Origin of the sequence: Leucobacter salsicius M1-8 (assembly GCF_000350525.1) — a bacterium.
GTDB classification, from domain to species: domain Bacteria; phylum Actinomycetota; class Actinomycetes; order Actinomycetales; family Microbacteriaceae; genus Leucobacter; species Leucobacter salsicius.
This window is the reverse complement of the sequence record NZ_AOCN01000009.1, coordinates 1-14,529: the sequence shown is the minus strand read 5'-3', so window position 1 is coordinate 14,529 and position 14,529 is coordinate 1. Positions and strand designations below refer to the sequence as shown.

10 protein-coding genes and 1 pseudogene are annotated in these 14,529 nt (G+C 52.9%); 10 read left to right on the top strand and 1 reads right to left on the bottom strand.

All coding sequences use genetic code 11. From position 1 onward, the window contains the following. Positions 1-36 precede the first annotated feature (36 nt). From C795_RS16445 to C795_RS0102805, 8 genes are all read left to right on the top strand, one after another. Positions 37-1,788: an S-layer homology domain-containing protein gene (locus C795_RS16445; protein WP_017792249.1), complete on the top strand. Its 1,752-nt coding sequence runs from the start codon at positions 37-39 to the stop codon at positions 1,786-1,788. 157 nt (positions 1,789-1,945) lie between these two features. Further along, on the top strand, positions 1,946-2,908 hold the full coding sequence (locus C795_RS0102840; protein ID WP_157486935.1) for an SGNH hydrolase domain-containing protein: 963 nt from the start codon (positions 1,946-1,948) through the stop codon (positions 2,906-2,908). Positions 2,909-2,942: 34 nt separating this feature from the next. Beyond that, on the top strand, positions 2,943-4,346 hold the full coding sequence (locus C795_RS14970; RefSeq protein WP_157486934.1) for a CDP-glycerol glycerophosphotransferase family protein: 1,404 nt from the start codon (positions 2,943-2,945) through the stop codon (positions 4,344-4,346). Positions 4,347-4,427: 81 nt separating this feature from the next. Continuing rightward, the gene (locus tag C795_RS0102830) at positions 4,428-6,047 is read left to right on the top strand and encodes a CDP-glycerol glycerophosphotransferase family protein (protein ID WP_017792246.1); all 1,620 of its coding nucleotides are present in this window, start codon (positions 4,428-4,430) and stop codon (positions 6,045-6,047) included. A gap of 4 nt (positions 6,048-6,051) precedes the next feature. Further along, the gene (locus C795_RS0102825) at positions 6,052-6,771 is read left to right on the top strand and encodes an IspD/TarI family cytidylyltransferase (RefSeq protein ID WP_017792245.1); all 720 of its coding nucleotides are present in this window, start codon (positions 6,052-6,054) and stop codon (positions 6,769-6,771) included. A 7-nt stretch (positions 6,772-6,778) separates the two neighbouring features. After that, positions 6,779-7,837: an NAD-dependent epimerase/dehydratase family protein gene (locus tag C795_RS0102820; RefSeq protein WP_026139404.1), complete on the top strand. Its 1,059-nt coding sequence runs from the start codon at positions 6,779-6,781 to the stop codon at positions 7,835-7,837. Positions 7,838-7,921: 84 nt separating this feature from the next. Next, the gene (locus C795_RS0102815; protein WP_017792243.1) at positions 7,922-9,358 is read left to right on the top strand and encodes a polysaccharide pyruvyl transferase family protein; all 1,437 of its coding nucleotides are present in this window, start codon (positions 7,922-7,924) and stop codon (positions 9,356-9,358) included. A 217-nt stretch (positions 9,359-9,575) separates the two neighbouring features. Then, complete coding sequence (locus C795_RS0102805; protein ID WP_157486932.1) at positions 9,576-11,381, top strand: polysaccharide pyruvyl transferase family protein; 1,806 nt, start codon at positions 9,576-9,578, stop codon at positions 11,379-11,381. 244 nt (positions 11,382-11,625) lie between these two features. Here C795_RS0102805 and C795_RS0102800 read toward each other — a convergent pair. Then, positions 11,626-11,874: pseudogene (locus C795_RS0102800) on the bottom strand (integrase core domain-containing protein); the annotation flags it as partial. 140 nt (positions 11,875-12,014) lie between these two features. Between C795_RS0102800 and istA the strand changes: the two are divergent. Further along, positions 12,015-13,667 (top strand): IS21 family transposase, encoded by a 1,653-nt coding sequence (gene istA / locus C795_RS0102795; protein ID WP_017791933.1) that lies wholly within the window; start codon positions 12,015-12,017, stop codon positions 13,665-13,667. Beyond that, complete coding sequence (locus C795_RS0102790; protein ID WP_017791934.1) at positions 13,660-14,433, top strand: ATP-binding protein; 774 nt, start codon at positions 13,660-13,662, stop codon at positions 14,431-14,433. Before istA ends, C795_RS0102790 begins: the two co-directional genes overlap by 8 nt. Positions 14,434-14,529: the final 96 nt, after the last annotated feature.

The window sequence follows — 14,529 nt, the reverse complement described above, 5'->3', positions numbered from 1 at the left end:
AGGTGACGATATGTTCCCTCCCATAGGGTAGAGCACATGTCTGTCTCACTCCGCACTATCGCTTCTGCGACTCTCGCGTTCGCATTGACTGTGGGGCTGGTCACTCAGATCGCGGTCGCGCAGCCAGCGTTTGCCACCGAAACAAGTGCCGCCGACGCACAAACGGGGGCCGAGGGCGCCCCCGGTGACGGTACTGGGGCTGATAATCCTCCTTCCGAAATTGCTGAGGAGCCCGGAGTGGATGACGTGATCGGGATTGCTCAAGCGAATGCTGAGGGTGAGCCGAGCAAGGCCCCAGATTCCCAAAAACCGAGCAGGCCCGCCGGTCCTGACGCTCCTGCAGAAAACGGATCAACAAACATTCCACTTATTGATGAGGAAGAAGGCGCAAGGCTTAAAGCCGCTGATGCCGGTGCAGCCATGTTCGTAGCTGCTGCAAGTCCGCTCATTGCCGGGTTTAAAGCGGGAAACATTATTTCTGACGGAAACTTCTATTACAGCGGCGCGATGACAGTCTCTGAGATTCAGAAGTTCCTCAATCAGAAGGTGCCACGCTGCACGATCGGCGACCCCGGACGAAAGCCAGGGACCAAGGCTGTGCTTGAAAACGGGATGGTCGTGGGTATCGTTGGCCCGCATTGTCTAGTAAATATGCGCCTCGACACCACCACCCAAACTAGCCAATACTGTAAGCCATACCGGGGAACACGAGGGGAATCCGCGGCACAAATTATTGCGAAAACAAGTGTGGCCTGTGGGATCAGCCCCAAAGTTCTGCTGGTCATGGTTGAGAAAGAACAAAGCCTGGTGGGTGACAGCTGGCCAACCGTTCGTCAGCTGAATTACGCAACAGGTGCTAACTGTCCTGACTCGGGACCGGGAAACACGGCGAACTGCGACCCGAAGCAAAAGGGGTTTGCAGTTCAAATTTATAAAGCTGGTCAACTGCTTCGGTGGTATGCCGCTAACAACGGGTTGAATTATCACCCGAAGCAAGTAAATACGATCCAATGGCATGAGAAGGCCGATCGGAAGTGTGGCACGTCAAACGTTTACATCGAGAACCTTGCTACAGCGAGCTTGTACACGTATACGCCATACCGGCCCAACCAAGCAGCGCTTAACGCCGGGTGGGGTAAAGGCGACAGGTGCTCGAGCTACGGCAACCGAAACTTCTATATGTTCTATAAGCTCTGGTTTGGCTCGACGCACGTAACGTTTCCCGACGTGCCAGAGGGCCACCAGTACTTCAAAGAAATCGAGTGGATGGGTAAGAGCGGGATCAGCACAGGTACCGAGAAACTGCAGAGTACAGTTTTCGAACCAATGAATGGCGTGACCCGAAGGGCGATGGCGGCGTTCCTATACCGTATGGAGGGTTCTCCAAAAGTGACTTTGCCAGAGTATTCACCATTCTCTGATGTGAAGCGAGGCGATTCCTTTTACAAGGAAATTGTGTGGATGTATCAAAAGAGACTGGCGAACGGATACAAGAAACCCGGCAGTAAGAACGAGTATCGGCCCATGGCTCCGGTGACCCGAGGCGCCATGTCAGCGTTTCTATTCCGGCTAACTCCTGGAACAGGGGCGTACCAGGAGCCGCCGGTTTCACCATTTACTGACGTGAAGAAGACAAACCAGTTCTATAGAGAAATCTCATGGATGCGATCGTTTGGAATCTCGGTGGGTTACAGCGATGGGCCGGGGAAACGTGTGTACAAGTCGGGAAGCACGGTTACCCGTCAGGCCATGGCGGCATTTCTATATCGGCTGAAGCATAAGAAGTAGACATTACCGGTTGATGCCGTTGACACCTTTGAAACGGTCTAATTGGGCCGAATTCTGCGGTACCGTCAGACTAGAATTTGGGACAAGTTCTGGGGGAACAACTCTGTAGAGATCGCAGATGGGCCGTTTCTCAGGTCTCAGCGCATATAAAGAACTAGTGACCAAGGCTTCAAGGGGAAACAAACCAAGACAATATTTTGTCTCAACGAGAACCCTGCTTCCACTGATGATGGCAGGACTGCTTGCACTTTCGGCGTGCTCCAGCAGTTTGTTTTCGATTGGGAATGATCCGTTAACTGCTGAGGCGGTCGAACAATCACGTGACGATCTGCCCGAGGTCTACGAATCTGACTGCTACGCCAGTGAAAGTAGCACGGTGCTAACTGCAGGCACAGTGGACGACTGTATTCGCACTAATCGTGGTGCTGAGTTCTCCGTTGCTCTTGTCGGTGATTCTCATTCTGCGCACTGGTCTTCGCCAATAGAGGCCATTGCCGAGAAGAATGGTTGGGAGCTGACCTATTTTGGGAAGCGCGGCTGCAGCCTGGAAGACAATACCGCCAAATTCCGTGATCAAGGTGCCTACGATGCCTGCACGGAGTGGTCAGACGCTTTGATGAAACAGCTGCTGGACAAGAAATACGATGTCGTCATTGCATCCAACTATTCGAGGGCAAAGGTTGTCGTTGAGGGTTCGGTCCTTGACGGTGAAGTTAATGAACGTGTACGCGCAGAGGGCCTCAAACGCACCTGGGAGAGCCTGCAGAGGGTTGGTAGCGACGTCGTCGTGATCATAGATACTCCATACCTCGGCTCAGACACGCCGGCTTGCCTTATGGAACATCTGGATGACCCTGGGGCCTGCAACGCTTCCTTCGAAGAAGCGGTGCTGAATGTGCCGCACCCTGAGAAGCTCGCAGCTAAACAGACGGAGGGCGTTGAAGTGATTGATATGACGGAATCATTCTGCCCGAAGCTAGATCGGTGCGATGCAAGCAAGAACGGGATGGTTGTTTTCCGGGATAAGCACCATATGACAGCTAGTTTTGCGTCCTCTTTAACGGCTCCGCTCGAACAGAAGATGGCCAAGACTTCAGCGCTCGGAGCCCATACGTCATGAGAACCCAATTCGTGGCTCAAGATACGCTGGGTAGGTGAACATCCGAACTCGTGCGGAAAAGGCACTCGCTCTAATTGCAGCGGTCTTGTTGCCTCCCCAACGGTTGCAGACTGCCCATCTGGGTGAACTGAGCAACCAAAACCGTCACAAAGCTGGTGTGGCACCGCTATTAATGACGGCTTTGGTTGTCGCGCTAGGCTGCATTTCTGTTTCAGCTGTAATTGTGGCATTCGGGTTGTTCGGCTCACTGGTGCTTGTTTTCCTAGTGGGCGCGTTCTTCTTACTCATCTTGGGAGTGAGGAGCTCAAATCGACGCCAACGGAAACTTTTGCAACAAGGGTTCCAAAACGCCGTAGCCGCGGTGAACGCATATAAGCCTAGGTTCTTGGTTCACTGGGACGGTTCGAGCGAGTCTGTTTACCAACTCGAGGCTTGGCTGCCGTATCTGGAAAAACTAGATCTTCCGTTCTTGGTCATTTTACGGAATCCAGAAAGTTTTGAGCGAGTGCTGCAGGTGGTTAATGGTGATCCGATTGTTGTGGCGCAAACACCGTTAGAAATGGAACAGTTTCTCGTACCTTCGGCGACGACCGTGTTTTATGCGAATAATGCGGACTGCAACAACCAGATCTTGCGCTTTGAAGGCTTTAAACATGTGCAATTGGGGCATGGGGACAGCGATAAGTCGTCAAGCGCAACGCGTACCTTTAGGCTTTTTGACCGAGTGTACGTCTCGGGTCAGGCTGGTATCGATCGCTTCAATGCAAGTGGAATTGAGCTGGATGAATCCACGATTGTAAGCGTGGGCAGGCCTCAAGTTTCAGGTATCACACAGGCGAAACAGCCAATTGGATCCATCGCAGCACCAACCCTCTTGTATGCACCGACCTGGTGGGGCGACTTTGCTGATACGTCGCACAGTTCGCTTCCCTTTGCCGAAGGCCTCATCGATTTGTTACTCAACAGGGAAGTGACCTTGATCTTTCGGCCGCATCCTTTTACGTTGAGGCATGCAGAAACAGCTACTGCGGCTGCGCGAATTAGGGAGCGCCTTCGCTCTCACTCGGAGAAAACCGGCACTCCGCACATATTTGGTGAAAAGGCTGAACGCAAATTATCCCTGACAGAGTGCTTCAACCAAAGTGATGTGATGATTGCTGATGTTTCAGCGGTCGTGACCGACTACCTGTATTCAGGCAAGCCACTCGGACTGTTTGTGCCTACCGCTACGGCGGGTAATGCTCACCTTGATGACGGGCAGTATCTATTTACAGAACATGCTGAGGCCTGGAGTACGCAGCTGGATAAACTGTTGATCACGGATCCGCTACGTGAACAGCGGGAGGAAGTAAGAAAGTACAGGCTCGCGAACGCCACGACAACACCGCCGGACGGTTTGTTTGTTGACGCGGCCAGGAACGATGTGCTTTTCCGGTGATAGGCTCGGTAGGTTCTTGCTAGTGCCATAATGGCCCAAAATGTACGGTGTGTTTCAAACTTTGGAACGCGGAGTGAATGGTTGAACGAGATTCTTGAAATAGTCGATATCCGTTGGGAAAGGGTCATCCTGACGTTCGACGTCAAGATGGACGCAGTAGAGGATGTCTCGTTCTTCCTGCGGAGCCAACGCAACCTGGATCAAGAGCCACTGCTCTTGCATTCGACAAAGGTTGCAGAGGGGCGCTTTGAGCTGACTATTAACGTCACACAGTTCCAGAATCGTCGACAGGTGCCCAACGGAACCTGGCTGGTATGTGCTGAAACTGGTGGCAATGAGTTCGTTGCACAGTTTGATCTTTCTCGGATCGAAGAGCTCGAGGAGCGCTCTCGTGCGTTCCTCTACAACGGAAACTTCTCCTCATACACTGTCACTTTTGGTATCTCCGATGATGAAACGTCTCCAGACTTCTTGATGAGAACCTACGCATTTGGACGTTCCAATAGGCCCCAAAAGCGTAGCTGGCTACAGAAGAACAAGGCCAAGGCTCGTAAACGTTGGACTCGGACCAAACGAAAAGTGCTCCGTAAGATCTTCCAAGCCGGAGTGAGTGCGAGGAAGGGGAAGGAGACGCGGATCCTGTTTGCGTCTGAAGCCCGACCGAACATGCAGGGGAATTTGAAGGCCGTGCATGACCGGCTTGTCGAACGAGGTCTTGATAAGGACTTCGAGTTTAGATACTCATTCCGCACACTGCACTCGACTTCGAGATTATCTGCCTTCTATTTAGGGTGGCAGCTCGGACGCTCAGACATCGTACTCATTGATGATTACTTTGCGATCCTCAAGGATATTTCGGATACGACCAGCCAGCGAATCATCCAGCTCTGGCATGCCGGAAGCGGTTTTAAAACGATTGGCTACAGCCGATTCGGGCAATACGGTTCACCGCACCTAACCAACTCACACCGGATGTATAGCTATGCGATTGCCGGGTCCCAGCACCTTCGCGATGTATATAGTGAGGCGTTTGGTATTGAACGCGAAGCCGTCATTGCAACGGGCCTACCACGCATTGACAATTTTCTCCGTGAGGGACGGGTCGACGAAGTTCGACCGGGCTTCGAAGCGGATTTCCCAGCAGCAGTTGGGAAGAGGAAGATTCTTTTTGCTCCGACATTCCGCGGACATGGGGCTGGTGACGCCCATTATCCGTATGAACACATAGATTTCGAGGCGCTTTACGAAGCTTGTGGTGAGCACTCCGTGGTGCTGTTCAGGCAGCACCATTTCGTACCGGATCCGGCTCCAATCCCTTCACACCTTCGAGACCGGTTGATCGACGTCTCTTCCTTCCCTGACACGAATGACCTATTGTTGCTCACGGACGTGTTGATTACTGACTACTCATCGATTATTTATGAGTTTGCCTTGCTCCGTCGCCCAATGCTCTTCTTTGCTTTCGATCTTGATCTATATTCCGCAACCAGGGGCATGCACCGTGACTATCGCGAAGTAGCACCAGGTGATATAGCAACGGACTTTTCAACATTGCTTGATCTACTTCGTGAGCCAAATCTTTCCATAGACAAGGCCCAGGCTTTCCTTGATGAAAACTTTGATTACATAGATACGAAGAATTCAGATCGAGTGATCGATCAGCTAATCTTGTCAGACCCTAAAATCAACCAGGGGGAATGAGAATATGTCTAACATTGCAGTCGTATTCGCGGGTGGAGTCGGCTCCCGTATGAAGTCCAGTACCCGCCCTAAGCAGTTCCTTGAGATCCATGGCCGCCCGGTTATCGTGCACACTCTCGAAGTGTTTCAACAGCACCCAGAAATTGACGGCATTGCGGTTTCTATTCTGCCCGAGTGGCATGAATATTTTGAGCGCTTGGTTGTACGGTACGAACTGGACAAAGTTCGCTGGATTGTAGACGGTGGCAGCACCGGGCAAGAATCACGACACAATGCTCTGCGCGCCGTGGTCGCCGACGAAGGCGCCGACGCAGTCGTGCTCGTTCACGATGGTGTCCGTCCGCTGATTGATGCAGAACTTGTGACCAAGAACATTGCCGCTGTGCAAAAGTATGGTTCGGCTATCACCTGTACCAAGATGACCGAGACCGTTGTCGTTGAACGGGGTTCGGGTATTGGTGAAGTCATTCCCAGAGACCCACTCTGGACTGCTCAAGCCCCGCAGAGCTTTCGCTCCGGAGAGATCCTTGGCGTTTACGACAAAGCTGTCGCCGACGGAGAACATGACTCAATCGACTCTTGTTCGTTAATGCGGCACTATGGACATGATCTTCATCGAGTAGAGGGTCCACGCACAAATATCAAGATTACAACTGCGTCTGATTACTACATCTGCCGTACCTTCATGACACTGGCAGAAGATCGCGAGGCTTTCGGTGCATAATGATGTAGTGCTATTCGATTCGCCCGTATTTCGGGAGGATACCGCCTCGATTATTTCTGCGGCGTTGCCGTGGGAAAAGTATCGAGATGCGAACATCCTTGTAACCGGGGCCTCGGGGATGATCCCGATGTATATTACGGGAGTCCTCCTCGCAGCGAACGAGCGGTATGACCTAAATCTTCACGTCACCGGCCTAGTGCGCAACCGCGCGAAAGCCGAATCTCGGTTCGGAACTGCGCTCGAAGATCCCGCGTTTACTCTTGAAGTAGGGGACGTTAGCGACTCCACGACCATCCCGGTGGGCCCTTTCTCAACCATTTTCCATGGAGCATCACCTGCACGACCTTCGCTGCACAGTAAGTCGCCGGTTTCAACGCTTAAAGCGAATGTGTTGGGAACCATTAATTTGCTTGACTCACTGGTTGCCTCTGGCGGCGGGTCATTTGTAATCTTGTCGTCCTCAGAGGTTTACGGTGCAGTACCCGGAAACTCACTGATTTCTGAGAGTGCACTCGGTGGGCTCCAGCACTTTGCTCCACGTGCCGCCTACTCTGAAGGCAAGCGTCTCGCAGAAACCGCTCTTGCTGCGTATCAGGCAGAGTACGGTATTTCACCTCGTGTTTTGAGGTTCGGTCATATTTATGGACCGGGAATGGCACTCGACGATGGCCGTGTGCAAGCAGACTTTCTGGCAGATGTGGTCTACCACCGCAATATTCGAATGATGAGTGCTGGAGCAGCGACACGTACCTATACGTATGTGGCTGACGCGACCCGCGGAACATTCTTTGCCCATCTGCTGGGAGACGTCGAAGTGTTCAATGTCGCGGATCCCTTAGGCAACATCAGTATTCGAGAGCTGGCTGAAGCATTCGCAAATGCACGTCCGGAAAAGCAGCTTGCCCTTGAATTTGTAAACCCCGATGATAGCCGCGCTTTTTCTCCTGTGCTTTCTCTCGGGCTTGACGCAAGTCGATTGATGGCCTTGGGCTGGCAGCCAGAGGTAACCCTTGCAGAGGGTGTGAACAGGGCGATTCGCTCGTTTGAGGAAGGCCCACTCGTTTAACGTTACGCAGGAGGCTTTCTTTTGCCGCTGGTACGCTTGTGTTGATTGGTATCGCCGGTGGATGGCGCAATAGATGGAGAAAGCGTGTCAAAAACCAAGATCCTGCTGTTGACGAATCGGGACTCCGATAACGTCGGAGATCAACTGATCGAGGCCAGCGTAATTTCCCTGATCCAGGGTGCCATGCAGAACCTGGATATTGCGGAGAACGATTACTCGATCGAGAGCCGCGCGGCTGGCATCATCTCAAAGAAATACATGAGGACGAGAGATCCTCTTTTGCTTGAGCCAGCTCGCAAACTTATCGCGAGTGCTGATATCTTGATTTTTGGTGGCTCGCCACTCTTTAACTACTCATACCAAAATTTCTATCTCAGGACGATTAAGACTCTTGAACTCGCCCAAGAATATGATGTTCCGGTCATCTTTTCGAGTATTGGGGTCGAAGAGTTTGACCCAGAGAACCCTAAATGTTTGCAACTGAAGGAGGCTCTTAAGCTCCCTTGTGTTCGCCAGATTACGACCCGCGACGATTTTTCATCACTGGAAAAGTACGTTGAAGGAAGCAACATTCCAATTGGACATGTTGCAGACCCAGTAGTTCTCGCTGACATTATTTTCCGTAAGGAGCCACCGGCACCAGCGCCGGCTCCTCCGAAGACGCTGAGGTCTCGAGCCAAAAGCGCCGCGAGGCAGTTGCCGATCCCGGCCCCAGTCAAGGCTCAGCTGAGAAGCCTGATACAGGCAACCAAGAACGTAGACGTTCCGACTCCAGTGACAACTCCGGCAGAAGCAGCTCCACGCAGAAAGCGTATCGGCCTCGTTGCCGTGCGCGAGGGAATCTTCAAAGACAATGGAATCGATTTTCCTGCAGAGGCTCAGTCTCAATTCTGGCTTGAAACGATGGCGAGGCTGGCGGAAGAAGGCTACGATGTCAGAATTTTTACAACTGGACACTTCGCGGATGAGGTATTTTTAGATACTCTTGTCCGCGCCGAGAATATTCCTGCTTCGCAGGCTGCGGTTGTTATCAACTCACCAGAGGGCTTGATCAAGGAGCTGTCTGCTTGTGACGGGGTCATAGCCTTCCGCCTTCACGCGAATATCACCTCGTACGCCTTGGGGATCCCATCGATTGGTCTGAACTGGAACGAAAAGGTTCCTCTCTTTTACGAATCAGTGGGCTACGGAGAACGAGCATTCGACGCTACAAGATGGAATATTGATCAGATATTGCCGGCGTTGGAAACCGCAATGAGCGAAGGCGTAGTCAAGGATGAGGCCTTCCTGTCCAGTGTTTATGGGACTCTCTTTGTAGGGCTAAAGAAAATTCTGTCGCCCGAATCAAAGTACGTAGCCTATAGCCCGGAACAGCTGAAGTCATCACTGCCTCGATATGCGGGGACGAGTGCGCGGGAATACCAAGTCAAGGCTCGGAATAAGCTGCGGCGCACGTATGAGAGTTATCAGAAGCAGTTGAATCGGATTGAAAAGTATGTGGAGGGAAGCTCAGCGCGGTGACTACCGTGTCAGTGCAACGTCCCGGGCATGGTAGCCAAATAGAATGGGACCGGTGCATCGCCAGATAGATCGGGGCAAGTTGCGCCGCTTGGGTAATTGACAGCTGGTTAAGCTGGGGGCTAGGGAAAGTCGTCATTGGGATGGACGCTGAGAACTGCTCCGCGGTTCCCCTGGTCGTATCGATGATAGGTTTCTGGCCCTTAACTCGGTTAGATTCGTGGATTTTTTTGGAGGCCAAGAAATGCAGGACAAGCGGTCAATTGTTCGTCGTGGTACGAGCCGGATCAAGCTGGCGCTGCTTGCCAAACCAGCGCCAGTAGAAACCGTTGAAGCGGAGCTTCCTCATAGAAACATGAGCATTGGTCTCATAGGGATCAATATTTACGCAAAGTTTCTTAACTTTGCCTGTGATTTGCATGTACTGGCATTCCAAGAGTTCCTTGTCCAACGGGGCTATCCAGTTAAGGTTCTGGACTACAAACCGGTGTATTTCGGAGATTTCGATATGCGCCATCCGCAAGATTCAGTAAATTCTAAGTATGCTCGCGCCCTTGAACGAGCAGCGAAGTCTTCAGCGAAGGATGCAAATCTAGATTCCGAAGTTGCTAAATGGAAGCTGCTTTCGGAGGGATATGAGTCGGTCAGAACTGAACGTGAGGTTCGGTACGACAAGTTCAAAAAGTTTGCGGACGAGCACCTACATTTGACTCAACAAAAATATGACTCCGATAGCCTTGAAATCTTAGATCCAGGCCTTGACGCATATATTTGCGTGACAGACGTGATCTGGCAATCGCTCAACCGTCATCAGTTCGACCGGGGCTTCCTCCTCGGCAGTAGGGCGTTTGAGGGGAAGCCGAAGATCGCATACGCTGCGAGCCGAGGTGCCTCGAAGGACTACTCGAATGAGGACCGTGAGCAGTTCTTGAATTATCTCGGCGATATTGATCACGTGAGTGTTCGAGAAGCCGACTTCGAAGACTACATTGGTCAGATCAGTTCACGAACTGATCTAATGACGGTCGTCGATCCAGTAATGCTTCATGACATCGAGTTTTGGGATAGGTTCGTTGTTCCGCCGCGAGAGCAGAACTTTATTCTTCTTTATTACGTCATGGAAAGAGCCGCGGATACGGTTCGCATGGCAGTGGAATACGCGAAGGCAAATGGTCTTGTCATCATTGAAGTATCAGACCGACCGATGAAGGACGGACTGGTTGCTGACCCGGATGTAGTAAGTATTTCCCGCTACGACGTCGGCATGGAAGAGTGGCTGGGCTACATTAAGTATGCTGAGGCAGTATTCACCAACTCATTTCACGGCTGCTGTTTCTCAGTAATTTTTGAGAAGAAAGTGTTCGCGGGAGAGCGTAATGGGTCGAAGGTGCCAAATTTTCTGACAACGTTTGGGCTTGAAGCTCAACGGTTCAACCGACATACTCTCCTCTCTGAGCTTTCACATGAGATCGACTTTGATGATGTCAAGAAGAGATGGGCGATGGAGAAGGCTCATGCAGAGAGTTTTATTCTGCGTGCCCTCGAAGAGTCTGAAGCCAAAGTCGAAGCCGCACGTATCATTGACCACTCTCCGTTTGACAAGAAACGTAAACAGATTAAGTACCGAGTGCTTTTCCATTCGGGAAACCCAAAGTTTGAGGCGACTCTAATTGGGGCGGCAGCACATCGAGACTTTGAAGCAAAACCGACTCTGAGAGGATCATTGCAAGGCGAGTATGTAGGCGCAACCTTTCTCAATGATGGCGAAAGCGTGATCCTGGAAAGTCCGTTTGAAGCTGGCGTTAATAGACTTACAGGTTGGCATGCTCGATTCCGAATTGATAATCATTGGTTTTGGTTGATGAATGATGGAACGATTGAGGCCAAAGCGACTCCGCCAAAGCGCCGCAAGGGGACCAAACAGTTACTTGAACCAGGCTCAACGCTGCCCTACATACCAGTGAATAAAATTGGGCTTGTTGTGCTTGAAGCCCAGTGGGAGGCTACAACGCCTTTAGATGGCTGAGGTATTTGCATATAGTTTTAGGTGATTCTGCCGATCATTCTTTGTGAGTATTATTGCTTGAATTCATTTGCTGATGCGCTCTGAGACCCCACCAGCTTCGGAGCGCATCAGTGTCTAGAATCTAGTTTGAAGCACCTTGCTAACTCTCAGGCCCGATGTATTGGAAGTCAAGGCGGGTCTGATGCACGTTTAGGTGACAGCTTGACCTGCCCCACAGTTTGGTTTCCAGTCCCGGTCGCTAGCCTCAGGCGGATGTGAACTGTTTCGAGAGGGCAAGATCGAAGTCCGTGGGCGTTTGATATCCCAACGACGAATGCCTTCGTTTCCGATTGTAGAACACCTCGATGTATTCGAATATCGCGTTCGCGAGCTCAATCCGCGTCCTCCATTTCTTCCGGTTGAGCAGCTCGATCTGCATCGAGGACCAGAACGATTCCATCATCGCGTTATCAAGCGCATCACCGACGGTTCCGAACGAAGGCAGAAGGCCTGTGTTTAGAAGGCGCTTCGGAAAGCGCGTGTGCAACGATCGGAAAGCATTGATGTAAGCATCGGGTAGCGCTCTCGATGGCTTCTGGCTGAGGATGGCTCTTACCCTGGCGACGAGTGTTCGCTGGGGCGAGAGGAATTCTAATGACGGATTATCGGCAGCTGATGCTGCTTTTGATAGAAAAACGCTCTTACCGGGAGATTGCTACGCGGCTGGGCTGCTCGCAGCGCACGATCGCTAAGGTACGCCGCGTGCTCGACGAGCAGCAACTCGTCGGCAGTGAACAGGTTGCGGCGTTGGCGCTGGAAGAAATCGACGGGCTCTTCTCCGACGGACGCAAGAGCGCAGCGGACGGGTTTGTGCCAGTGGACATCGACAAGGTGGTCCAGTCGAGGTTAGGGCGGAAGAAACCGCCGTTGAAAGTACTCTGGGCCAAATACCTGCAAACAGATGCTCCTGCTGGGGTACGCCATTACGGGTACGAGCGGTTCTGCCAGATTATTGCTGAGTATGTACGCGTGAGAGACCTCACCGCCCCGATCAAGCATGTGCCCGGGCATACGATGCAAGTCGATTGGGCGGGCACCCGCATGCAGATCATCGACCCGATCAGTCGAGCAACCACCCCGGTGTCGGTGTTCGTCGCGTCACTGCCGTACTCCGGACTCGTGTTCGCGTATGGCTACCTCGATGAGAAACAACCTGCCTGGCATGACGCTCACCGACGCGCATTCGAGTACGTGAACGGTGTCACCCTGCTGGTCGTGCCCGACAACGCTTCGACGGCATCGAACCAGATCAGCAAGGCCTCGCGTGCTCGTGACGTGAACGGCTCCTATGCGGAGTTTCTCGAGCATTACCGGACCGCTGCTGTTCCCACGAGGTCAGCTGCTCCAAGAGATAAAGGGAACGTCGAAGCTGGGGTGAAAGTCGTCACGAATTGGGTCATTCACTACCTCAATGATCAAGTGTTCGCGTCACTCGATGATCTCAACGGAGCAGTCGCAGAGCGTGTGGAATGGATCAACCGCAGGATCCCGTTCCGGGGTGAACAGCGCAGCCGGATGGACTGGTTTGAGGAGGCCGAGAGGACGGGTCTCCTCGAGTTGCCAGCTCAGAGATGGGAGCCGGTGGTGTGGCGCAAAGCAAAAGTACATCGCGACTGGCATGTCCAGATCGACACCATCAAGTACTCAGTTCCGTACGAGTTCGCTGGCCTGAACGTCGACGTGCGTATCGTCGGCGAACAACTCGATGTGCTTGCTGATGGCGCAGTGATTGCGACGCATCAGCGCGGCAGCCATCGGAACGGGTATGTCACCGATGCTGAACATGCGCCCGCCTATCTGGAAGAAACGGCGGGGCTCTGGACGCGCGCCTATTTTCTCAGACAGGCCGCGAAAGTAGGGCCCGGAACGGTCGCCGCGCTCACGAGGCTGCTCGATGGGAAGAAGATCGAGGCACAAGGGTTCCGGTCATGCATGAACATCCTCGATCTCGGGAAGCGGGGCAGCCGGCAGCAGCTCGAACGCGCCTGCAAACAGCTCACCGATAACGACGCACACAGGCAGATCAGTTATACCGCCGTGAAACACGCGCTGGCAGTTGTCAGAGCTGAGCAAGACGAGCGCCCCCAAATCATACGATCAGGTGCGAGGACAACGGGGACCGAATCTCCTCACTCGCGTCGAATCGCTGGCCGCGACACGAGCGGCGCGCATCTGGCAGGGCCCGGGGCGTTCAGCCTCGAAGCACTCACCGGCATCCAGCCAGGAGCGGAGGGGGCCGATGTTTGAGCAGCACCTCACTGAGGACGACATGCCCCTGTTCACCAAACTGCGATTGACAGCATTTGGTGAAACCGTCATTAACATCGCGAACGATCCCTCGTTTGATGAGTGGTCGTTCTCGCAGAAGATCAGGCACGCGCTGAATCAAGAGACCGAGGCTCGGGGTGAGCGTCGTATGTTGAAACTGTTGAAAGCGTCGCGCACCCCGAACCCTGCCGCCTGTGTCGAGGACATCCACTACCTCGACGGCCGCTCGTTACACCGTGAAGTAATTGCCAGACTTGCTGCATGTAGATGGGTAGATCACTGCACAAACCTTGTCATTCTCGGGTCATCGAGCGTGGGAAAATCATACCTCGCGCAAGCAATGGTGAATGCAGCCTGCCGCCGTGATTACACGGCAAGGTATTACCGGTTGGATGACCTCGCGAACCAGCTCGCGGTCTATCACCACACCGATCCAGCCAGGTTGAAGTTCTTACAAGACCTCCATGCCTGCGACGCGTTAGTCCTGGATGACTTTCTCACGACGCCGATCAGTAGTGAGACCGCTGCCGAGGTCCTCAATATTCTCGCCGCGAGGGAGGGCCGGGGCGCGACCGTGGTGACGAGTCAGTTCGATCCCGAGGACTGGTACAAATCACTTCATGATGCAGTGGTCGCGGAGTCAATATTGAATCGGATCGTGTCGAACGCAGAGATCGTGCAGTTGGCCGGCCCGAACATGCGTAGGCACACGGTCACTGGCATCGATAGCGGGCTTGAGGTATAGCTCAAGGGTCATGCGTGGGTGCAGCGAGCACTTTACGGTCGTTGCACCCACGCTTTCCGATCGTTACACACGCGCTTTCCGAAACGTCGACTAAAC